Consider the following 23214-nt stretch of genomic DNA (forward strand, 5'->3'; position numbering starts at 1 on the left):
TGTTATTTAGTCTGCTAGATTTGTCATGTATTGCCAGAGCGCTTGCGCACCCTGATAAGTTGGATAATTCGGATTTGCCGTTGTGGTGTAATCATTATCGAGACGCCATTCCATCATGCCAGCCAACCCCTCGGTTAATGCAAATCGCGATTTCTCTGCGATTGTCCCATTAGGCCCCAATGTATCCGTAACGCCGCCAAACTGATTATAGCCACGCTCCGTCTCAATGCCGCCAATAATTTTGCTGCGCGGAAATCCAGCTTTTTCATATTGAGCCGTAATGCTTGCCAGATGAAGCCCTGTGCCATAAGACATGATATTAATTTGATCCAAATTATCTTTTAAAACTGACATATCATAGGCAAAAGAAACATAAGGCCAGACATCCAGCGTTAACCGATAACCATAGCTATGCAAGGTGGGGTAAAGTTGCTTCACAAGATTGTTCAGATCCTGTTTATTCAAACGCATTTCCCAGTCAATATCAAAACCATTAAAACCATATCGGCCTAAAAACTGCCGCACATTCTCTGCGAACTGCGGATCATTTGCCGCGCCACCATAGGAATTTTTATCACCGTCGCCCCCAACCGCAAGAAATAATTCCGCGTCTGGGTTAACACTTTTCATGCGCGCAATGATGTCCTGAACATGTTCTACTTGCCCATCAAATGCAATGGAAAAATGACCTTCAGGTGTCTTAATGATTTTACCGAATGCAATATAAAGCCTGTTGAGTTTATCGAATGGCGTATCTGTCCGGAATTTCTGCTCCCATACCTGGCCGCGCTCAGTCCATATCCCAAAAAACTGGGCGACAATGGGCTTTGATCCTGGTGAGAAGGGAGCTGCCCCTGCGGACGTAACGATCGTCCATGTAAGCGCAGAGAGCAATAATTTGTGTAATTTCTTCATTTGAATCCTTCCGAAGTTAACAACGAAACGCATCTTATATAACTTTATTAACAAAATCAAATAGCTACATAAAAAGCGATTGGTGTCCTGTTAATTTTAGGTTAAGGCGACACAAGTAAAATAAGGCTCATAATTATTATTAAACACACGAGAACGGGGTTAACCGATTATGCTTAGAAATGGCGACCAAAAAACAGTTAAAAGAAAAAACGAAGACGAAAAATCATCGCAAACTGTAAATATCGTAAAAAAACAAAAATCAGCCGCGAATCATAGTTTTTTCACACCGACTACAAGTGCGCTCAACACAACTGGCGAGCTGCAAAAAACCGAGAACGTCGATGCAAAATCAAATTTAGAAACGGTTGAAACCAGTTACAATCCCAGATTAATTGGCGAGGCACTAGTTGAATCAACCAAACAAATGGTCGATCTCATGATGATGCTGAACGCCAACGCATTCTCCTATATTCCTAAAGCTACTCTGCAAGCCAGCTTTGATATTATCAAAGCTGGTGAGGCTTACTATGCGGTAGAACATGGCGCCATTCATTCAAAAACTGTCGGTGAAAATAAATCATCGCTTCTTAACACCTATTTGATTCAAAACATTGATACAGGGCAATATTTTATTCTGAAAGCATATACAATCAACGACGACGACCAACTATTAGTAAAAATCCAGGATGAAATCAAATTACTAATAAAAGCAAAGCAATTTGTCGCGCAAGTAGACGATCGCTCTTTCAATAAAACATTTTATATCATTAAAACCTATGCGCCAGGATTAAGCTTGAAAGACGCCATGGATCAGGGCGTTGCTAAATTGAACTTTAATGAAAAAGTAGAAGTCGCTAAAAAAGTAATTGAAACCCTCATGACTTTACATCGTGACAGCAAGATCATCCATTGCGACCTCAAACTCGAAAATATCGTTTTAAATCTTGAAACGATGGAAGTACAGATCATCGATTTTGATGTTTCGCTACATATGGACGAGAATGAACAAGCTTCTACAAAAGAAATTCGCGGCACATTCAAACATCTTGCCCCTGAAATCATCGCCCAAAGCAAAGACGGCACGTATGTTTACAATAAAAAAACGGATACTTTTGCGTTGGGTGTCGTACTAGCAGAATGGCTGGAACTAGAAGATTATCTGTCTGATGATTTCGAGCAAAACGAACTTTTACTAACGCAAACCGCATCAAACTTATTTACATCCAAGCTGCTACCGCCGCAGCAAGAAACTGCATTAAAAGCCGTGCGCGGATTAATGGACCCCAATGATAGCACGCGGTTGGATTTAGCTTCGGCCTTTGAACTTCTGAGCGATAAAAAACTTAAAACCGTAGCTACGTTCTCATAAACTAATAAAATCAAAAAGGGCCCTCAAAAAAGGGCCCTTAATATAAAGATTAACTCACCGTAAAAGCGGACGAATGTCCAATATACGGATAAACTTTTCCACTCCAGCCTGATTTCCAGTCGCCGTAATGCGCGATTCGATATACGCCTTTTGGTGTCTCTTTTGGAATACGCCAGACAATCGTAATCAGAGAATTGGCAATGCCGCTACGTTCCCAATGGTATTCGGTATCCCAGTCATCATCTTTTTTGATTGTTTTCCATTGGCCATTCTCATACCTCTCTATTGCCAGAAAAGTATCCTGCGTATGATAATTATTTTTTGGATGACCACCCCAAAAAATTGCCTGAACAGTATCTCCAGGATGATAAATGGATTTCACATCCCCGGAAACATCACCGAATGATTTGGATACTGGTTTGTCATCAAACACGACGCCCGTTTGCAGATTCGTTTGTGAATCCAGCAGATCAAGCGGCTGCGGCCCTGCGTCAACAGGAACATGAGCAACCAGTGCCCTGGTTAATTTCGCGAATTCCTGTTGCAAGGCTGCCTGTGTCCACGGACCAAAATGTGTTGATGCTCCTTCGTAACGCTGCAACTGGTATTCTTCGTAAGTGGCAACATAACCCGCATAAGCATTTGACAGAGCAGAAAGCACAACATGGTGGCCCACAGGCAGCTGCTGCGCAACGGTTTCGCGAATGCGGCGACCTGTCATGGTTGTTAATTCAAATGGCGCCGCCACAATGACCAGATTACCAATTTTAATCATTTGCAGGGGAAGCACGTTGGGTGTCCATGGATAAGGCTTCATCGCGCCTGTCTGAACAGCAATCGGTTTCACACCCTGACACGCGGTGGTGGTCAGTTCGCACGCCAGGCCAGGAATGACATTACCAATGTTTTCGCAACTAATGCCCTGCTTGCCAACACCTTCTCCATCCTGTGTGCCAGCCAGCATGGAAACACCAATAGCTGCCGTACAGGTCGTCTGCGGTTTGCCGTTTGTATATTGCGGAACGATGCTTACCTTGTCCATGGCCACAAAAGTATGCCGATAATCGACATCCCCCGTTATCTGCTCCCCTGCCGCATGGAACAATTGCTTTGCTTTTTCATATTGCGGCTTGCCTGCTTTTTCTATTGCCAACAACCCCTGCAAGCCTTCGCCTCCTTCATGCCCGTACGGATTGGGTGAAACATCGCCTGCGTTCGCTTGTGCAAATGCCGCCACAAAAGTCCCTGGACTTTTGTCTGAACCAAAATCTTTTTCAAAAAGATATTCGGCATAGCCTTTATTATCACTGCTAATTAAATGATTTTTGTTATTCATGGAAACGCCATGAATGGGAAACCAATTAATAGTACCGATGGATTTCCCGTCCACACCATCGAATCGAATCAATGTCATTTCAGTGTCCGTATCACCCTGATAGCGCGCACGTTCCTGTTGCGGATTAAGCAGATAAGATTGCGGTGAACGGTTATAACTGATACCGGGCAAGGACCCTTTCGCTATCCGGATATGCGCCTTAGCCATGTTATTTTGCGCGCGTTCGATAGCCGTTACGATGCCGTTCACAATAGCGTCAAAATTTTCGCGGCTAAAACCCAAGGTGGTAAGGTTATAAAAAGCATAGGTAGAAAAACCGCCGGGCCCGCTATGCGTATGGGTAGCTGTTATCAGTACGTTGCTGTCGCTATAGCGGTCACCATATTTTTCCCTGAGCTTCATGACCACATGTTCTTTGATGCCCTGAAAAACCTGACCTAGATCCGCATTCACAAATACTACGCGCTTGCTGTTGCAGGGTGATTCAATCACAAATGCACGTGCCCATAAACGTTGAAGAATACCCGCCGTTTTCTGCTGTATCATGCCATAACCCATCATGCCTTCTTCAGCAGCAGGTCCTGTCACATCATAAATGCCGGCGCCGACATTAAAAGTATTATTATCTTCGCACTTGTTTACTGCAAAAGCGGTGGAAGAGAAAAAAGTGAGTGTCAATGCAATTGAGAGCAAACATCGTTTAGAACGATAACGCAGAACAGTCATGACGCCAATCTCCTGTGGCAAAGGTTCGTGAGTCCTGAAAAGGGACAACTATACGCTTTGAAGTCGGCTGAATTCCAGCATAATTTCACGAAAAGGAAACGGACACTCCCAAGTTTGCTGAAAACAGATCTTGTCATCCGCCTGCATAAGCTGAATAATAGGCGCGCAAAAAATCGTGAACCTGCCACGAAACAACGTTTGAGTCCAAGGAAAGACATCCATGAAAATCATTTATGATAACGACGCATCATCCGATGACGTAACCGCGTTAATTTATCTTGCCAGTCATCCGGATGTCACACTTGAGGCGGTTACTATCGCTGGCACCGGTGAAGCGCATGGGCCTGATGGCGCAAGGAATATCGCCGATCTCTGTTATATGCTTGGCAAACCCAATATTCCCATTGCCTATGGCAATGAGAAACCCTGCGACGCTTCAGGAAAACCTTTTCCAGATGTTTTGCGCAATCTAATGGACAATCTTTTTAAAGACAAAGATGTCCCCAAACATCCTAACCCGCCTATTAATGATTCCGCTGTTGAACTAATCAAAACTGTGCTCGAATCTAGCAGTGAAAAAGTCACTATTTTGGCGACGGGCCCTTTAACCAATATTGCTCAATTCATCGAACAATATCCATATCTAAAAGACAACATAGAAAAAATTGTGATCATGGGCGGCGCTGTCAATGTCCATGGCAATATAAAAGCGCTCGACCCCACATCAGACAATATTGTGGCCGAATGGAACATCTATGCCGATCCCAAAGCGGCAGATATCGTCTTCTCCTCCAAAATACCGGTTACCCTCGTGCCTCTCGATGCTACAAACCAGGTGCCAATGACAAAAGCGTTTTATGATTCCTTGAGCCATCAACTTCACGCTGGGTTAAAACTTATTTACCAGTTGCTCAAAGTGATAGTAGATAATTATGGGATGGAATTATTTCTTAAGGAATTTTATCTTTGGGATCCCTTGGCAGCCATGATTTGTGTTGACCCGCAGCTCGCCATCACGAAAACCATGGCAATCGCTATGGATCTTAAAAACGCCCAGACGAAACCCGTGGCTGAAAACAGCCATGGAGCCTCCCTGATTCAGGTTGCGGTTGAGATACCTCAAGCGCATTTGATACTGGGACAACTCATTAGCGAGATTAAATCCAATCTTATCCATGCACAAAGCAAGACAACGCCAACTAATCTTTTTCAAATACCGCCGGAAGTCAAAATGGATTCCTTTCAACAGGCTCATTCTTTTGAAAAAAGATTATCTTAAAATGGGTAATCGACTGGTTACGCCTGCTTCGAAGCAAGCCTTGTATCCAGCACCTTACCAACATAAAGGCCCTTACACTCGCGACTAAACCATACCCCTCTTGTTTCGCCGTATTCAGTCAGCTTATAGAGGCGATAATAAATATGATCTTGCCATTTTTTGCCAACCGTCGCCTTGCTTGCCCAAAAATCCCCATCAATAAAATAAATACCCTGCTGCTTGCGGAGATGAAAAGAGGCATTGCTTAGTTTGATTCCACGATCTGTTTTCATCGGATGGGCAAGCGCGCGACTCACTGTGTGAATAAAAGTGCCCGGCAAATGCTCATTACAATAACCCTGCGTCACATTTTTTTTATTTGGGATAGTTTGATAATAGGTTCCTTTCCACGTCACCGATCGGTAGTCACAGAAAGCCGTAGCAGGCAAAAGCACCAAAAATAAAATTCCTGCCACGATACGCTTCACGCTAACCTCCTTCACTCAAAGCAAATATACGCTCATAAGCGGTAGCAGCAGCGGCAATGATACCATCCACTTTTACCTCATGACGATTAAAAATGAATTCTCCCTTTTTCTTGTCCGTCACCCTGCCTTGTGCCTCCTGCACAAGCAAAACACCGGCGGCAATATCCCATTCATTTTTGGGGCCCAGACTCCAAGTTGCATCTCCTTGTCCCGCGGCAATCAATGCCAGCTTATAAGCAATAGAGCCTACTTGTTTGATTTGATGTTGCTGGAATCGCTCCCATTCACCACGCTTATATTCGGATCGACTTGCCAGTAACAAGAATGGATTTGAGGTAACATCTGGCGTGCAAACTATTTTCTGATTATTTAACCATGCGCCTTCATTTTTGATGGCATGAAAAAATTCATTGGTAGCCGGATTGAAAACAGCTGACAAAACAGGTTTACCTTTTTCAACCAGCGCGACGGAAATGGCATATTCAGGAATGCCGTAAGCGTATTCCTTTGTACCATCAATAGGATCGACCACCCATACACGCTCGCATTCCAGCCGCGAAGAATCATCGACGCTCTCTTCGGAAAGCCAACCGATAGCGGGAAATTGACCGCATAATTGCGTTTTCAGAATCTCATTGGCCAGCAGATCCGCCTTGGTAACAATGTCATTATTTGCTTTTTTTGCGACCGTAAAGCCGGTTTTTTGCAGGCCCAATATTGCCTCACCTGCTTCTAAAACTGCTTCCCGCAACGCTTTTAATTCATTAGTCATATGATTTAATTAACCTTCTTTGTTCTCTGGTTTTTCTTCTTAGCGCGCGCAAAGCGTCGTCCAATACTCGCAAAGGATAGATCAGCTTCCAGGGCACTGACCGTTCAATCGTTCGAAGTTTACGCTCAAGCTGCTTGTTTTTTTTAAGCAAGCTGTTGATATAAGCAAAACCCGGATATACTTTATCAAATTCAGCCTTAAGTGTCTGCCAAGTTGATGAAAAAGCTTCGCTCTCAAATGCTATTTCATCTTTGGCAAGCTTCATAAACAGCTCATACAAATGGGCACAGATAGGTGCAATCGCCACAGCGGGGTGTGATTTTAAATCCTCTTCACTGTATTCATAGTGCGACAATTTTTTATCCAGATAATAATTGGCATATTGATCCATATCGGACGGATCAACCTTTGATTGAATGCCCAGCTTGTCCTTGATACGCGCAAGCTGCTGGCGCGGGTTTTGCATAAGGAGATCATAACTGACCATCAGGCGATTTCTACCATGCGTGCAATTAATGACAGGAATGAGATGAATAAGCCATAACAACAGTCCTATCTCTATATCAGCGCCACTCAAGCGGCGCCATGACGAGGCACAAGCTAATGGATTTCGCAAAGCGATAATATAATTATCACTCAAATGCAGCTCCGCAAACACTTCCTGCCAGAAAGGGAGAACCCGCGAAGTACGCGGATCCTTGAAACCCCAAGATGAAGTTGATGCCAAACGCTTTTGCAGAATATGGGTGGCGGATAGCTTCAAATCACTAAGTACAGGATTATTGCGGCATTGATCGTCAATCAAATGCACGCTCATCCAGTTATCATTCAGCGCAAAAGATACACCACGATTAATTTTATAAACGATATCCTTATCTTCCCAAAATCCAGTGGGATTCCATTTGTTATTTCCCGAACCAAAATTATCGCCGAGGTCAATGCCCAATGCTTTTAATCCCCGCGTAATCGCACTGGTACCGCTTCTAGGCATTCCCACTACAATATAAAGGTTTTTTTTTTGCTTATTCACCTGCTCGCCATTCATTGGATGTATCCCAGCAACTTAATCTGCTTAACCAAGATGTCAATCATGGCCTCAGGATGAACATGTGCCGTGTCAATCGCGATTTCAGGTGCAACAGGCGATTCGTAAGGATCGCTAATCCCAGTAAACTGTTTAATCACCCCTTCTCGCGCTTTTTTGTATAATCCTTTACGATCACGTTCTTCGCAGATTGCAAGCGGCGTCGCAACATAGACTTCGATAAAACCACCTACTTCGCTGATCATTTGTCGCACCATTTCGCGTGCCCTGGCAAACGGCGCGACCAACGCGCAAATGGCAATACCACCATGCTTTGTAATTTCTTTTGCCACAAAACCGACACGCGTGATATTTGCTTCCCGATCTTCCTGACTAAAACCAAGGCCGCGAGATAAATGTGTTCGAATCACATCGCCGTCCAGCACAGAGATCTGTCTGTCTACCATTTCGCGCAGTCTTAACGAAAGCGCATTCGCCAAGGTCGATTTTCCCGAACTGGGAAGACCGGTTAAAAAAATAGTAAATCCCTGTTTATGTCGAGGAGGATATGCTTTTCGCAATTCATTAATTACCGTTGGATAAGAAAACCACTCGGGAATTTCCAAGTTTTTATGCAGCCTTTCGCGTAATTCAGTCCCGGAAATAGCAGCAGGTGTTTCATCTTCAGGAAATTGATCAATAGGAAAATAACGAGATTGCTTATGGCTATAGACCATTTCTTGAAAAGGAACAATTTCAATACCAATTTCTTTCTGATGAGTGAGCGCGAGATCTTGCGCCGCATAAGGGTCATAAAAGTTTTCACCGTCCTTGTTCCTGCCAGGACCCGCATGATCACGCCCTACGATAAAATGCGTGCAACCATAATTTTTGCGAATAATAGCATGCCAAACGGCTTCTTTGGGGCCGCCCATGCGCATCGCCAACGGCAATAAACTTAAAAAAGCATTATCCGGATAGGTTTTTAATACATGCTCATAGCAACGCACACGCGTGTAGTATTCAATATCTCCTGGTTTTGTCATGCCTACGACAGGATGCAGAAGCAAGTTTGCACCCGTCTGTTGAGCTGCACGTAAAGTCAATTCCTGATGTGCGCGATGCATGGGATTGCGTGTCTGGAACGCGACTATTTTTTTCCAGCCGCGCGCATGAAAAAGTTCGCGCAGGGCCTGCGGCGTATGGCGCAGATAACTAAAATCGTAATGATGCGGCAGCGAAATACCCAGCAGCTTTCCGCCTATATAAACATTTTTCATTTGGTGATAAAGATAGGAGACTCCCGGATGACTGTCATCCTGAGTAGTAAATATCGCTTCCGCTTCTTGTTGCTTATTCACTTGCCAGACATCTTCTACCTGCAAAATCGCCAGCAGCAAGCCTTCCGCATCCCGCAAAGCAATCTCATCGCCTGTCTTGATCGTTTCAGCAAACGCTGGATCAACGTCCAACATAATCGGCATTGGCCAAAGCGTTCCGTCTGCAAGCCGCATTCTGTTCAATACGCTTTCATAATCCGCACGGGTCATAAATCCGCTAAGCGGCGCAAATCCGCCATTCAAAATTAATTCAAGATCACAAAGCTGGCGATGAGATAGTGTTAAAGCGGGTAGTTCATGGGCACGGTATTTGTATTCGATTTTTTTTTCAGGTGTGAGCAGAGTGGCAGGTGCTTCAGCATGCCGTTGCGAAGAAATGAATGTTGATTCCATATCACTATCCTTAATGTTCCGGTAATATCAAGAGCGTTTAATTGAATGTTTAATGACAAATTTTCAAATTTAAGCAAATTCTCCTTAAATTAGCAGCATGGTGATATGAAATAGTTTATTCAACGAGTTCTCGCCAATCTCTTTTTAATCCATGTTGAGTAAATGTTTAGCAAGATGAAAGCTTTGTTTCCGTATCTCGGGTACCGCACTGCATTCCCAGGCAGCGCCCCTTGCTGGTGGCCCAAGGGTATAAAGCGATGAAGAAAAATGGCCTGATGTTTCCTTTAATGCACCCACTGATGAAACGGCAAACCCCAGATCAAGCGGGTCCATTAATGCCATACCGCGCGAGAGAAGCGACTGCACTAACGGCTGCTGCATTGAGCTTAAGGATGGCCCCATACAATTAATGACCCATTTCACTTCCAGCGGTAATATATTATTTTTGTGGCGCAATTTTATTTTTGCGATCCTTTTTTCTATTTCAAGAATACGTCCGGCCAAAATTTTTAACTGGCCGCGATTGCGCAACTGCATTAACAAGTCTGCTACTTTCTTATGCACGCGATGACGATGGATGTTCCAGTAAGGCAGTAGGTGTCGCAAAAACCGGCTTTTGTCCGCGAGACTTGATCTTTCCCACAATGCAGGAATATAGCCTCGCAGCGCATTAATTATTGAGCGCCAATCGCCGCCTTCATTAATATGATTTTTGCTTCTGGAACGCAAATGCATTGAAAGCATGCGCAACTGATGAGGCAAGTGATCCTGCATCAGCAGATAAGGCACTTTGACATCTGAGTGTGACAACGGCAGCAACCCATGACGCGATACGGCATAAATCGGCCCCTGATGGTCCTGATGATACAGCGTTAACACAGCATCAATCATACTTAATCCGGTTCCCACAATTAACACCGGATCCTTTTTTTCTATGCGCCGGGGCGCTGTATATTCCCAGGGGTTATGAATACAATTAACTTCTTCGGAAACAGAAAAGGGAAAAGCAGCTGGCAAATTATTTCCCAACGCCAATACAACTTTGTCTACTGGAATGCGTTCATTATTTTTTGAAATCAGTACCGCCTGACTCCCTGAATAAGCAATATCGACGATTTCATGAGGCGATAATGTCAGACGTGTAACAGCAGAATCCGCCTGAATCTGCATCAGCAAATCTTTTAGATAACTTCCATAGAGAAAACGTGGCACGAATTGTTCGTGGCAAGCAAGCGTCCTATCCAAAAAGGGAGTGGCCGCAGAGTGGGTATTAAGCCAGTTAACAAAGTGTTCTTTTTCATCCTCGAATACGCTCATATCTTGTGCGCGCACATTCAGCAGATGAAAGGGAAAGGGTGTGCTATAGGCATCGCCAGCACCAAAACAGCCGCGCTTTTCAAATAAAACAACTTCCAGCGGGTGTCGGTTTATACGGTGCAGTGCCGCTGAGACCGCCGTTCCTGAAAAGCCTGCACCAATGATACCGATTCGATGAACCGGCTTGTGCTCACTTAACTCCATGTAGCCATCATATCCAATAATTAATTTAATACTATTAAATCTGCTGCCCGTCATTCATTGGAATCAACAGCAGGGACTTCTTAAAAACGCTTAAGGTACCATGCAGTTAATAAAAAGTCATTGGGAATGACCTGTTTAAAAACCAGGTTTGGCTATCTCTGTACACGACAAAATTTCTAACCGTTCACCCTGAGGAGGCCGCGAAGCGGCCGTCTCGAAGGGTGAACGGTTAGAAATTTTGTCGTGTACAGAGTTTGACTATATCATATCGGCAAAATATTATTATTATCTGAATTACCTGGGCAAAATTAACACTCTCACTATGAATCTTTATCGCGCCGCTTTCTTGCACATCAAAACCTTTCCCTCTGCGTTCTGGGTCGTCCTAAGCGCCACCTTAATGAACCAGATCGGTAATATGGGTATTGTTTTTCTTGTTCTCTATTTAAATCAGCATCTGGGATTCAGTCTTTCTCAGGCTTCCATCGCCTTCGCTGTCTTTAGCGGCAGCATGCTTGTGGCGGGCATGGTGAGTGGCGGCCTGATTGATCAGTCAGGCGCCCTGCGAGTCATGATAGGCGCTTTGTGCGCAAACGGATTAACCCTGCTACTTTTCCCGCTAACCCATACGTATTCAGCGATTTTGTTTATGTGCCTTATCTGGGGCACCCTGTATGGTCTTTACCGGCCGGCTTCGCAAACCTTTGTGAGCCAGCTTTCTGCACCCGGTATTCATAAGCTTACTTTTTCGCTTTATCGGCTCACTATTAATCTGGGAATGAGTATTGGCCCTGCGCTGGGCGGTTATCTCGCTTACCATTCCTTTGCAGCGATCTATGTAGCCAATGGCTTCGCCAATCTGCTGGCCAGCCTGATACTGATTGCTGGCCTGGCACACTCAGGCTGGCTGGATAAACATGCCGCCGCGAGACAAAAGCTTTCCCTCAACATTCGCTGGCTCAAATATGACCCCCTATTACGCCTGTTTGTCATCGGCATGATCCCGGTCTCCATGGTTTTCTTTCAGCATGAATCCACACTGGCTGTCTTTCTGAAACGCGACTTGGGCTTCTCATTAAGTTTTTATGGATTATTATTTACTTTAAATACCTTCATTATTGTTTTCTGCGAACTCCCGCTCAATGTGGCCACCATGAATTGGCCTTATCGTATCAATTTTCTGTTAGGCAGCCTGCTGATTACTGCCGGCTTTGCCGGACTTTATTTTGCGACACGTGAATGGCATATCATTCTGCTAACCGTCATCTGGACTGCCGGTGAAATGATACTCTATCCTGCAGCCAGCAGTTATATCGCCGACATCGCACCCTCCGCCCATCGCGGAAGCTACATGTCGCTCTACAGCACTTGTTCAAATCTCGGTATACTATTAGGTCCTTGGGCTGGCGCTATCGTGATGGAAAAAACGGGCGCGCAAGGATTATGGATCGCCTGCGGCATCTGGGGCATGCTCTCCATGATTATTTTTAATTATTTGCGCGAATCAAAGCAGTTGGGTGATAATGACGTGTCATGGCGGACAGACGCCGACACGCATTGAATGCATTAATACGGAAGGATTTATGAATACATCAATGAACACGATGGCCAAATTTATTTTTTGGAGCCGATGGCTGCAAGCGCCATTATATTTGGGGCTCATTGTTGTACTGGCCTATTATGTTTATGAATTCGCTGTTGGATTGATCCATCTGATTGCCACCGCACATGACATGACTGAAACAGCTACCATGCTGCAAGCGCTGAATCTGATTGATATGGTCATGATCGCCAATTTGCTGATCATGGTCATTGTAGGCGGTTACGAAATTTTTGTTTCCCGATTGAATATACGCGCGCACCCTGACCATCCTGAGTGGCTGGATGAAGTTAACGCAGGCACAATGAAAGTTAAGCTGGCATTAGCGCTGGTCACCATCTCTTCTGTTCATCTGTTAAGTACGTTCATTGATCCCGCCAAGAAAGAGAGTGCGACGGTTATGTGGCAAGTCATTATTCACCTGACACTGGTGATCTCCGCAATCGCTATTGCCCTGACAAACAAGCTGATTATCACTTCTCGCCAGCGGGCTTTTCCACTCAAACATGACACGGGAAATGGTTAAATCCTTACCCCTCTACGGTAAAGGATGACCCGCATCCGCAAGTCGTTTTGGCGTTAGGATTACGGATAATAAACTGCTCGCCTTCAATGTCTTCTTTATAGTCAATTTCCGCTCCCGCCAAATACTGAAAGCTTAGCGGATCAACCAACAGCTGCACTGTCGCCGAACCACCTTCTTCCCCATTCTTATCGTCCCCTGTCTGCCGGGTTTTGACAGGCTTGCTAATGACAGTGTCATCGGGCTGCACAGCCTCATCAAAGGTAAAACCATACTGAAAGCCAGAGCACCCCCCACCTGTCACATAGACTCGCAACTTGAGGTTAAAATTGCCTTCTTCCTGTATGAGTTCCCAGACTTTAGCTGCCGCATTTTCGGTAAAAATTAATGGATCTGACATGTTCATGGCCTCGTTTTGGGCATTATACCAGAATTTTAAAGCGCCCTCAGAGATTAATAAAAACTATTAATCCCATAAAAACAATTAAATAGTTTTACCATCCGGGCTATTATATCTTAGCGGAATACCCATTATAGGAGAAATAATAATGTTAAATATAGGCGACCGATTTCCAGATTATGCTTTAAAAGGCGTGGTTTCCACCGACATCAAAAATGCGTTTGTGGACATAAGCCGCAAAGATTTTTCAAACAAGTGGCAAGTATACTTCTTCTGGCCCAAAGATTTCACCTTTGTTTGTCCCACAGAAATTGCCGAATTCGGCAAGCTGTATGAAGCTTTTACGGATCGTGATACAGAACTGCTCGGCATCAGTACCGACTCCGAGTTTGTACACCTTGCGTGGAAACAGCAAAAAGATGAATTACGCGATCTGCCTTTTCCAATGCTATCCGATCTCAAGCGGGAGCTTTCAACGGCGCTCGGCATTCTCGATCAACAGGAAGGCGTGGCTAAACGGGCTGTATTCATCGTTGACCCGGAAGGCATTATCCGCTTCACGATGGTCACTGATCTCAAAGTAGGACGAAATCCGCGCGAAGTGCTGCGCGTACTGGATGCGCTGCAGACTGACGAGCTGTGTCCCTGCAACTGGCAAAAAGGCGAAGCCACATTAGTGGTTGCATAAAGGAGAATAACAATGAATATTGAAACATTAAAAAGTGAACTGCCTGATTATGCGAAAGATATCCGACTCAATTTGGGATCAGTGTTAAGCGAAGAAGGCGCATCCGATCTCAACCAAAAACAGATCTTGAGTATTGCGCTGGCTTCAGCTTATGCGACGCGCAACCGCGATGTCATTGATGCCGTCGCCCACCAGGCAAACGCAGAACTCTCACACGAGGAAATAAGCAGCGTGAAAACAGCAGCGACCCTGATGGCGATGAACAATATCTATTATCGCTTTACTCATGCTCTGGAAGATCAAACGTACGCAACCATGCCAGCAAAACTGCGCATGACAATGATGGCCAATCCAGGAATTGATAAAATCATCTTTGAATTGAGCAGTCTCGCCGTTTCCGCAATCAATGGCTGCGGCAAGTGCATGAATGCACATACCCAGCAAATTGAAAAAGCAGGCATCAGCAAAGTGGCAGTGCAATCCGCTATTCGTATTGCGAGCGTCATCAATGCGACTGCGCTCGCCAGGGAAATTGCTAATTAACAATTAGCCATTCGCCCGCAGCGCTTTAATGGCTGCGGGCGCATAAGGATTTACCATGAAAAGCATCAGAGAAGCTTCTGACAACCTGACAGATCTCAAGACAGATTGCAGAAAATATCAACGCCATCTGCTTAACAAAATTGCTTCCCTGGCCGAAAAACTTCCCGTTCCCATCTTAAATGAATACATTATCCGCGCTGAACATCAAAAAAATATCTGCCGCTCCGTGAAACGTCTCGATGGCGCCGTAGACACGGATAAAATCATTCACATTGCGAATACAGGAGGCAATTTAGCCCACCTGCTCGGCTTTCCCTCCTCCGCTTTTGACTATCTTCCCGGCTCCAAGACACACTATATTAATTATCTGGATTACACTGAGGCATGCTCTCCGAAAAACCATGCAAAACTTTATGCTGCCATCATGAAATATAATGAAATCACACGGATCATAGATGCGCTGGAAAATAATTTGCCCCTATTCAAGATGACAATCAACGATCCCAACATACAGGCCATCTTAAAAATTCACCGTGATTCACCCTATTTAAAATTTGCAAGCGACATATTTGGGATAGATAAAAGCTCGCTCTCAGGTTATGGGCTGACTGATTCTGCTAACAATGCGACACGCTTCTGGAAATCAAAAGGACACAAATTACTCGAGAAATTGCAAAAAACAATGACAGAGATTGAGTCGCCCGAAACAATTTATAAGCCCCTGCCTTAATTTCATACTGGCAATAACAGTGCCAAAAAAGCGATGGGACGACGGCGGAAGCGGAAATTTACCAGACAGTAATGCGCCTGCACGGGGACGACAAACGATGACGCGGGATGATACCGCAAATAAACACTCTCAAATAAATGCCCGCTAATTCTCTGGCAAGAAGCTGTCATTTTATGGATAATCTCATTCCTCGCGCCATACGATCAGAACAATTTAAAAGGAAGTCTATCATGCTCTGGGTAAAAGCTTTTCACATCATTTTTATGGTGACATGGTTCAGCGGACTGTTTTATCTGCCACGTTTGTTTGTCTATCATGCAATGGCAACCGACCCCATTAGCCTTGATCGCTTCAAGGTCATGGAAAGAAAGCTATTTTATGGTATTGCCACACCCGGTGCAGTTTTCACTATCCTGTTTGGTCTTTGGATACTTAGCTACGACTTCCATGGTTACATGCAAATGACCTGGCTGCATATCAAACTGAGCCTGGTGCTACTACTGATCCTTTATCATGGTTATCTTGGCAAACTACTGTATGATTTCAAGCGCGACCGCAACAAACACGGCCACGTCTTTTATCGTATCCTTAATGAAGTTCCCGTGCTCTTTCTCGTTTTTATTGTAATACTTGTCGTGGTAAAACCTTTTGGGATGATTGCGAATTGAGGTCTTTGGACTTGGATAACTGCTGATCGGCGCTAGCTGAAAATTTGTTATTACGCTGATAACCCGTAGAAGCCGTATCCGACCACCCTATTATTGATTGCAATTGCTTAACTACGCCCTTTCTTTTGCGCGCGGTTAATTTAGGGGAATTATCTTGTGAAAGATTGATCCATCCATCTTCCTCAAGAAGAGCATTTTCTTTAAGCTTATCGGTTTTTGTATCACTTTTTTTCTCTTCGCTATAGTCGCCATTGATGACCAACGGCTCGATTAAACGTTGTTGGATAACATCCGCTTGCGGCCTTTTTTTCGCTTCATAATCCTCTACCCTGAGGATATCTGTCTGACAGATAGGTACAATGCTGCCAACAACCTCCTGAATTGCATTGTCGCTATTCGCCAGCGTTCCTTCCTGCTCAGGATCAAACAAAGATTGCTCCATCGCTCTTTTGATTGCATCTTTAGTTTCATCGCTCGCCGCATCAACTTTGATTCCCTGCCGCAAGGTTTCTTTTTTAATTTTTATTTTTTCTATGATTTCTTTCTGGTATTTCTCATGCGCATCCAACAAAGCCTGGATCTGGTCAAGCACCACATCCAGCTTGTCGATTAGGATAACCTCGAGCAATGCCTTGGTACCTTTAAGGCCGGAAGGGGTATATTTATTCAGTGCCGATTTCACCAGATAAGGCCAGGAAGCATGGCGTTTGTCTTGAATTTCTTTGATGGTTGCCCGGTAAGCATCACCATTTAAATCAAGAAATAGCTTGACGGACGGAATACGAACCGCACTTTCATAAGAGCGCAGGTTATCGCTAACCATCAGGTAATCAGCCAACTGAACAGGAGGATAATTCATCGCATATTTCAGCAAATTTTCCCATTCAATGTAACCGGTATGATTTGTCGCGTTTACAATAGTCAACAGCTGCTCAGGAGACAGCTCGTCAATCAGGCATTTGGCATGTTCTTCTGGTAAAAGCCAGGTACTCTCTTGTTTTAACTGCTGCTTTAACGTGTAAAGATTGGACGGTTCAACGGCAATAATATCGCACTTTTTTTCTACTTTATGGATATAAAAAATATGCTCATCTACTAGCACATAAGCATTCGGCGATTTCCCTGGTAACTTGTTCATGTTGGACAAAAGATAATTTCGAATGACCCGTTTTTCTTCCTGATCAGTCTCTGCCAATTCTGCTTCTTTGGGCAAAGCCATTAACAATAAGTCATAACCACCGCGCTTCTTGCGCAAATACGAAAGGAGATGGGAAGAAAAAAAATTAGAAGCAGAACTGAGCGCCATATGCAGAAAATAAAGAAAATCCTTACCTGCTTTTTTACCGGGCAGTGGCTTGTCTGATAGCAACGATATCAGGATAAAGGCTTGGAACCAAATATATGAAAGCGGATCATAAATAAATTTACTCTTATATCCTATACACCAGTAGATAAAATCCAATGAAAGCTGGTAAGCCGCACCCATCCCAAATGAATAAGCATTATTTTTGGCAAGTACTTCCTGGCGATGTTTGGTACATTTATTTGTCAACGTCATTTCAACCAATGCACGTCCGTCAATCAATATGCGGGGAAGATACATCAGATAAAAACCAAGCCCATAGGGCACCATTTGCGAAGCAATGAAAATGGCGGTCATATCGATAGCATAAAGCGTGGGGCTCGCGAGTCCCGCAAAAAGAATGGCTGCGTCTTCACAACCACAGTGCGTGTTATTGGGATTCGCGTGTTCTTTGCTAATCGTTTTCGCAAGGCTAGCGTTGTTAATTATATCGTTTGCACTCATTTTTCCCCATTGGGGAAGAATCACACAAGTCGTTACTACAAAATTAGCGGCCGCAGCTGCAAGATAAGCGGTATATCCTAAATAGGACTCCTCTGCAGCTTTTTCCGGGTCATAAACTTTTTCGCAAAAATAATATTTGAATATTTCATAGCCTAATACGGGACCCAATAATACCAAATTGATCCAGAGTCCCTGATAAAATGCTTTTCGTGTGTCGGCAGAACGATAAAAGAAGGTGAGGTTTGCCGGGTCCATAAAGCGCGACGTACCTTCCCAAGTCTGTATCAGATTTTCAGCGCCGTCATCAGATTGAGAGACTACCCGGGCAAGAGCGGCCGTCTGTGTATAGGTTTCCTTGATGGCAGGCCCTACAGAAGTAACTTTGGTATAGGTGTCTTTAATACTAGAGGTGATTGAATTGAGTTTATTTTTTGCCCGGTCGAAAAATCGTCCATGCATAAGGGATTCCCTTCGTTGGCATTTTTATATTTCTTTGAAAATAACATCGCCGGCTTAAGGTATTCTTAAGAACTGGATCGGCCCGCCGCAGAAAAGATACTATTGCAGAATGTGTTTTAACGCCCCATCAATCTCCGGATACTCAAATTTAAATCCCGCTTCGAGCAGACGTCTGGGATAAGCATGCTGGCCTTCCAGGAGTAATGCTTGCGCCATCTCCTCACCCAGGATCAGCTTTAATAAAAACGCCGGCATCGTGACAGCCGCCGGTCTGTTCAGTGCTTTTCCTATCGCTTCTGACAACATGCGCTGAGTAATCCCCTCAGGCGCTGCCACGTTAAAAGGGCCTGATAAGACGGGATTTGCTAACAGAAAATCGATTGCACGGATCACATCATCAATCGCCACCCATGAAAATGGCTGATGGCCTGTGCCAATGGGACCGCCAAGAAAAAAGAGATAAGGTTGCATCATTTTAGACAAGGCACCGCCTTCTTTTGCCAGCACGACGCCAAAGCGCAAAAAGACAACACGGACACCTGCCGCAATGGCGGGTTGGGCAGCTTTTTCCCACTCACATACGATCTGCGATAAAAAATCTGGGGGAGCGTCACAGTTAAGGCGAGTACTTTCATCCAGACGTGGAGGCAGCCCGTCATATAGCTGTGTTTGCAACCCATAAACTCCCACACCGCTTGCATTCAATAAGGCCGGCGCATGAGCCCCGAGGCCAGCCAGCAACCCTGCTATTTTACGGGTGGCCTCGACCCGGCTTTGGAGAATTTCTTTTTTACGTTCCGCATTCCAGCGTTTGCTGCCAATATTGGCACCCGCCAGATTCACCACAACCTCTGCAGACTGGAGTATCGCTGGCGTGAGACGATCCCAGGTTACTGCCTGCACACGTTGGCCAAACACTTCCTCTATGTGCTGCTGGGTACGTCCGATGACTGTCACCGTATGTTGTTGGTTGAGCCAATGCTCAACCAACCGCTTACCAATTAAGCCTGTTGCGCCTGTGACAACTCTATGCATGAAGACTCATCCTTGAGTAGTTTGTCAAAAACTTCTTCCGCTGCGTTTAATGTCGCAACAATCTCCTGAGCCCCGTGCACGGCTGAAACAAAACCCACTTCGAAGGCGGAGGGAGCAAGATAAATACCTTTGCTCAACATACCATGAAAAAATCGTTTAAAGTGAGTCAAATTAGCGCGCTTCACAGCACCCTCTGTTTCGATTTTATCTACTTCCGTGAAAAAGAGGCCAAACATGCTGCCAATGGAGGTGGCATAGAAAGGAATCGATGCAGCCATCGCCCGAGTATAAAGACCTTGTATCAATGTCTGGGTCTTTTTTTCCAATTCAGCATAAAAGCCTGGCTGGGTCACCAGATCCAGCGTAGCAAGTCCCGCTGTCATGGCAATAGGATTCCCCGATAGCGTGCCTGCCTGATACACAGGCCCTAAAGGTGCAATGGAGCGCATGATTTCGGCGCGGCCGCCAAAAGCAGCGGCAGGGAAACCGCCGCCTATAATCTTGCCCAGCACGGTCAAATCCGGCGTGATATTAAAATAGGTTTGCGCTCCACCCAGACCCACGCGAAAACCAGTGATCACTTCGTCAAATATCAGCACGCTGCCATAACGATCACACAATTCGCGTAAACCCTGCAAAAAACCGGGAACCGGCAGAACCAGATTCATATTTCCCGCCACCGGTTCGACGATGACTGCGGCGATATCATTTCCATACTTTGCAAACAGCGCCGCTACTTCTTCCAGGCGGTTAAATTCCGCCACCAGGGTATGCTGCGCGATGCTCTCCGGCACGCCGGCTGAACTCGGCACACCCAAGGTAAGCGCGCCAGAACCGGCCGCGACCAGCAAACTATCCGCATGCCCATGATAACAGCCGGCAAACTTGATGATTTTATCGCGCCGCGTATAGCCACGGGCCAGCCGTATCGCGCTCATGGTCGCTTCTGTCCCGGAATTGACAAAGCGTATCATTTCAATTGAAGGGAGCAGCCCGCATACTTTTTTTGCCAGCTTGACTTCAATTTCAGTCGGCGCGCCAAAACTTAACCCCTGTTGCAGCGCTTCTGTCACTTTTTCAATTACATAGGGGTGGGCATGACCCGCAATCAGAGGACCCCAAGAGCAAACATAATCAATATATTCTCGGCCATCGGCATCCACCAAGTAGGGGCCGTGCCCGCTTTTTATAAAAACAGGCTCGCCTTCTACACCACGAAAAGCCCGCACAGGTGAATTGACGCCGCCCGGGATATAATGTTGAGCCAGATTAAATAACTGTCTTGAAAGCATCATCGTTGGTTTTCTCTGTTAGATTGAGAGCGTTTATTTAACTTATCCCCGCCAGTTTTTACCGGCTGATTACCCTACCCTTCATGGCAATTAAGTATTATAATCTGCCATCACTAATCCAATAATTCAAAAAATCGTGACATTTTATCTTAATTAATCACACCTAAACAACCGAGAGAAAACCCATGCAAGAGAGAACCCCCGCACCCTTTAAACGCTATATGTGCTTGTTATGCGGCTATATTTACGATGAGGAAAAAGGCTGGCCAGAAGACGGCATCGCCCCCGGCACACGCTGGGAAGATGTACCGCCGGCCTGGCAGTGCCCGGAATGCGGCGCCACTAAAGATGATTTTGAAATGATTGAAGTAGCGTAAATTAAAGCGTTTCAAAACCACGGTACGTTTGCCAGGGTAGTTCTTCATACGAAAGATCCGTAACCCTGGCAAGCTCAGGACCCTCTTTTAGCCACTCGTACAATTTCGCTACTTTGTCTTTTTCACCGCAGGCGATGACTTCGACACGACCATCGGGCAAGTTTCGCGCGAATCCTGTCAGACCCAGTTTTTCAGCCTGCTCCTGCGTGGAAGCACGAAACCACACGCCTTGCACCTTTCCTGCAACAAAACAGTGAATACAAATTTTTTCTGTCATCTGGTGCTCCTTTTCAGAGATTATTTACGTCTGAAGACGACTACCTGCACATGCCCCATTGAATCATGCGCCACAATTTCAAACCTGGATACAATCTCCGTCGGAAGGGCATTGAAATACGCAACCCGTGTGACAAAAAAAGCGGGGCTCGTGAATTCAAGCAGCGATTGCGGATCGTCTATAAAAACAGGCTGCTCTCCTCGCGGCAATGCATGAGGCATCTGGGTGAGATATTTGATAGGCCAGCCATCGGGTTTCTCTTTATAAAACACCAGGCGCGACCGATTTTGTATACGCTGTTCTTCGACAGCAGCAACAAAGTGACGGGACTGGTTGAGTGACAATTCAATTTTTTCCATCACGCCTATGTACGTCATGACAAAGCCGAGCGCAGCCGTCATAATCATCCACGTCGTAAGGCATGCTTCGCGATTGATATACCGAAACACAACCAGAAAATTCAGCAGCTGCATTGCAATGAGAAGGGTGACAACCGGCAAATAGGCGATGCCAAAGTCTAGGTGACGATTGTTAGCATAAAAAAAGACGGCCTCTGTTGCCAGCATGAGCAAGGCCGGAAAATATAAAAAAATTCTTAAGATAATCGAACGCAAAAGGGAAAAATATTTTTCCCTTGTCAGAACGGCAAAAGGATAAGCCGCTATTAGCGCAATAGCAGGGGCCATAGGCAGAATGTAACGTGTCTTTTTGTCGCCGGGGATGCTCATGCCAATTAGAATAACCAGCATCCAACCGACCAGTTTCAACAGAAACCCCGCATCCGGCAGGGAACGCCTTCGATATAGAAAGATATAAACCATACCGCCTGTTACGAGAGCGGCCAACGGAAAACTCAGCGCATAATTACCCATGCCGTCTACAAAATAAAAATAAACAGGCAGATAACTATTATCTATTCTGCCCAGCACCTGCATACGCAACACATCACGTAAAAACGCTTCACCACCAACATGATAGGCAAGCGCAAGCAGTGTGCCAGTACAGATCAAAAGTAGAACTAAGGCGATTAATCCGGAAACAAAACATTTTTTAAAATTAAGCTTCAGCAGGTAATAGACGCAGATCACCCCTGTAGGCATGACAAGGCCTATGGGGCCACGGAATAAAAAACCCAGCACCAGAAGCGGATAAATCCATTTTGCACGTGCAGGTTTATTTGCTTTGTCAGCTGAATACACCAGATAAAAACAGCAAACGGTCACCAGCGCAGGATACATATCAAGTGCAATGGTTCGTGCACTCTTTAAAAAAGCCAGGGTTAGCAAAAGAAAAAAAACAGCATACCATCCCCAACGTATGCTATGAAGCGTACCCGTGCAGAACGTCATGACCAATGTCAGGCTGGCTGCAAGTGCGCTTGGCAGTACGGCAACCAATTTATTCATGTCGCCAAAAAGACAGGCAAACAGATAGATTAGGAAAGTTGAAGTAACAGGATAATCAGGGTAAGGCTGCTGATAGGTAGTAGGGAACCAGGTCGGCCCATAACGCCACATTTCCAGAGCAAACAGATAAAAGCGCGACTCAAAACCAATAATTTCCTGAGCGCTTAATCCCCAGGTAAAAAAAACCAGGCTCAGAAAAAAAATGGCCAAGGACGCTAGCCCTCTACGGTACAGTACGGACATGATGGATTAATCTTTATCTAAAAA

22 protein-coding genes are annotated in these 23214 nt (G+C 45.1%); 9 read left to right on the top strand and 13 right to left on the bottom strand.

What is annotated here, in order from left to right; translation table 11 throughout:
• Positions 1-6 precede the first annotated feature (6 nt).
• Entirely contained in the window at positions 7-915 is a 909-nt protein-coding gene (locus AQUSIP_RS08350) for a glycoside hydrolase family 18 protein (RefSeq protein WP_170131731.1), read from the bottom strand.
• Between the two features lie 169 nt (positions 916-1084).
• Here AQUSIP_RS08350 and AQUSIP_RS08355 point away from each other — a divergent pair, with 169 nt between their 5' ends.
• On the top strand, positions 1085-2284 hold the full coding sequence (locus AQUSIP_RS08355) for a protein kinase domain-containing protein (protein ID WP_114833495.1): 1200 nt from the start codon (positions 1085-1087) through the stop codon (positions 2282-2284).
• A 49-nt stretch (positions 2285-2333) separates the two neighbouring features.
• On the opposite strand, the gene AQUSIP_RS08360 is transcribed toward AQUSIP_RS08355, so the two are convergent.
• A complete protein-coding gene (locus tag AQUSIP_RS08360; protein WP_114833494.1) occupies positions 2334-4346 on the bottom strand; it encodes a neutral/alkaline ceramidase in 2013 nt (670 codons plus the stop codon).
• A 220-nt stretch (positions 4347-4566) separates the two neighbouring features.
• Here AQUSIP_RS08360 and AQUSIP_RS08365 point away from each other — a divergent pair, with 220 nt between their 5' ends.
• Entirely contained in the window at positions 4567-5625 is a 1059-nt protein-coding gene (locus AQUSIP_RS08365) for a nucleoside hydrolase (RefSeq protein ID WP_114833493.1), read from the top strand.
• A gap of 17 nt (positions 5626-5642) precedes the next feature.
• On the opposite strand, the gene AQUSIP_RS08370 is transcribed toward AQUSIP_RS08365, so the two are convergent.
• The 5 genes from AQUSIP_RS08370 to AQUSIP_RS08390 form a co-directional block, all read right to left on the bottom strand.
• Positions 5643-6092 carry a hypothetical protein gene (locus AQUSIP_RS08370; protein ID WP_114833492.1) on the bottom strand — a complete coding sequence of 150 codons (450 nt, stop codon included), beginning with the start codon at positions 6090-6092 and terminating at the stop codon, positions 5643-5645.
• A gap of 1 nt (position 6093) precedes the next feature.
• A complete protein-coding gene (locus AQUSIP_RS08375; protein ID WP_114833491.1) occupies positions 6094-6864 on the bottom strand; it encodes a 3'(2'),5'-bisphosphate nucleotidase CysQ in 771 nt (256 codons plus the stop codon).
• The gene (locus AQUSIP_RS08380) at positions 6857-7909 is read right to left on the bottom strand and encodes a sulfotransferase family protein (protein ID WP_114833490.1); all 1053 of its coding nucleotides are present in this window, start codon (positions 7907-7909) and stop codon (positions 6857-6859) included. The genes AQUSIP_RS08375 and AQUSIP_RS08380 overlap by 8 nt, the downstream gene beginning before the upstream one ends.
• Positions 7906-9621, bottom strand: a complete 1716-nt coding sequence (locus AQUSIP_RS08385; protein WP_114833489.1) for a bifunctional sulfate adenylyltransferase/adenylylsulfate kinase — start codon at positions 9619-9621, stop codon at positions 7906-7908. The genes AQUSIP_RS08380 and AQUSIP_RS08385 overlap by 4 nt, the downstream gene beginning before the upstream one ends.
• Before the next feature lie 144 nt (positions 9622-9765).
• Positions 9766-11196 carry an FAD/NAD(P)-binding protein gene (locus AQUSIP_RS08390; protein ID WP_114833488.1) on the bottom strand — a complete coding sequence of 477 codons (1431 nt, stop codon included), beginning with the start codon at positions 11194-11196 and terminating at the stop codon, positions 9766-9768.
• Between the two features lie 268 nt (positions 11197-11464).
• Here AQUSIP_RS08390 and AQUSIP_RS08395 point away from each other — a divergent pair, with 268 nt between their 5' ends.
• Together AQUSIP_RS08395 and AQUSIP_RS08400 are read left to right on the top strand one after the other, a co-directional pair.
• The gene (locus AQUSIP_RS08395; protein WP_114833487.1) at positions 11465-12703 is read left to right on the top strand and encodes an MFS transporter; all 1239 of its coding nucleotides are present in this window, start codon (positions 11465-11467) and stop codon (positions 12701-12703) included.
• A 22-nt stretch (positions 12704-12725) separates the two neighbouring features.
• Positions 12726-13268 carry a TIGR00645 family protein gene (locus tag AQUSIP_RS08400; RefSeq protein ID WP_114833486.1) on the top strand — a complete coding sequence of 181 codons (543 nt, stop codon included), beginning with the start codon at positions 12726-12728 and terminating at the stop codon, positions 13266-13268.
• A 4-nt stretch (positions 13269-13272) separates the two neighbouring features.
• Here the strand turns inward: AQUSIP_RS08400 and erpA are convergent, their stop codons facing one another.
• Positions 13273-13671, bottom strand: coding sequence for an iron-sulfur cluster insertion protein ErpA (gene erpA / locus AQUSIP_RS08405; RefSeq protein WP_147277455.1), 399 nt, complete (start codon positions 13669-13671; stop codon positions 13273-13275).
• A 142-nt stretch (positions 13672-13813) separates the two neighbouring features.
• On the opposite strand from erpA, the gene AQUSIP_RS08410 reads away from it, so the two are divergent.
• From AQUSIP_RS08410 to hemJ, 4 genes are all read left to right on the top strand, one after another.
• Entirely contained in the window at positions 13814-14353 is a 540-nt protein-coding gene (locus AQUSIP_RS08410) for a peroxiredoxin (RefSeq protein ID WP_114833484.1), read from the top strand.
• A gap of 12 nt (positions 14354-14365) precedes the next feature.
• Positions 14366-14896 carry a carboxymuconolactone decarboxylase family protein gene (locus tag AQUSIP_RS08415; protein WP_114833483.1) on the top strand — a complete coding sequence of 177 codons (531 nt, stop codon included), beginning with the start codon at positions 14366-14368 and terminating at the stop codon, positions 14894-14896.
• 55 nt (positions 14897-14951) lie between these two features.
• A complete protein-coding gene (locus AQUSIP_RS08420) occupies positions 14952-15626 on the top strand; it encodes a hypothetical protein (protein WP_114833482.1) in 675 nt (224 codons plus the stop codon).
• A 230-nt stretch (positions 15627-15856) separates the two neighbouring features.
• Entirely contained in the window at positions 15857-16294 is a 438-nt protein-coding gene (gene hemJ, locus AQUSIP_RS08425; protein ID WP_114833481.1) for a protoporphyrinogen oxidase HemJ, read from the top strand.
• Here hemJ and AQUSIP_RS08430 read toward each other — a convergent pair.
• From AQUSIP_RS08430 to hemL, 3 genes are all read right to left on the bottom strand, one after another.
• Positions 16245-18560, bottom strand: a complete 2316-nt coding sequence (locus AQUSIP_RS08430; RefSeq protein ID WP_114833480.1) for a hypothetical protein — start codon at positions 18558-18560, stop codon at positions 16245-16247. The two genes, hemJ and AQUSIP_RS08430, sit on opposite strands and share 50 nt — an antisense overlap.
• 99 nt (positions 18561-18659) lie before the next feature.
• Positions 18660-19595, bottom strand: coding sequence for a TIGR01777 family oxidoreductase (locus AQUSIP_RS08435; RefSeq protein ID WP_114833479.1), 936 nt, complete (start codon positions 19593-19595; stop codon positions 18660-18662).
• Positions 19562-20890, bottom strand: a complete 1329-nt coding sequence (gene hemL, locus AQUSIP_RS08440; protein WP_114833478.1) for a glutamate-1-semialdehyde 2,1-aminomutase — start codon at positions 20888-20890, stop codon at positions 19562-19564. The genes AQUSIP_RS08435 and hemL overlap by 34 nt, the downstream gene beginning before the upstream one ends.
• Before the next feature lie 182 nt (positions 20891-21072).
• On the opposite strand from hemL, the gene AQUSIP_RS08445 reads away from it, so the two are divergent.
• The gene (locus tag AQUSIP_RS08445; protein WP_114833477.1) at positions 21073-21264 is read left to right on the top strand and encodes a rubredoxin; all 192 of its coding nucleotides are present in this window, start codon (positions 21073-21075) and stop codon (positions 21262-21264) included.
• Position 21265: 1 nt separating this feature from the next.
• Here AQUSIP_RS08445 and AQUSIP_RS08450 read toward each other — a convergent pair whose 3' ends face one another.
• Together AQUSIP_RS08450 and AQUSIP_RS08455 are read right to left on the bottom strand one after the other, a co-directional pair.
• Positions 21266-21541, bottom strand: coding sequence for an acylphosphatase (locus tag AQUSIP_RS08450; protein WP_114833476.1), 276 nt, complete (start codon positions 21539-21541; stop codon positions 21266-21268).
• A gap of 20 nt (positions 21542-21561) precedes the next feature.
• Positions 21562-23157 (bottom strand): ArnT family glycosyltransferase, encoded by a 1596-nt coding sequence (locus tag AQUSIP_RS08455; RefSeq protein WP_170131729.1) that lies wholly within the window; start codon positions 23155-23157, stop codon positions 21562-21564.
• Between the last annotated feature and the right edge of the window lie 57 nt (positions 23158-23214).

This window comes from Aquicella lusitana, assembly GCF_902459475.1.
In the GTDB taxonomy this organism is placed as follows: domain Bacteria; phylum Pseudomonadota; class Gammaproteobacteria; order DSM-16500; family DSM-16500; genus Aquicella; species Aquicella lusitana.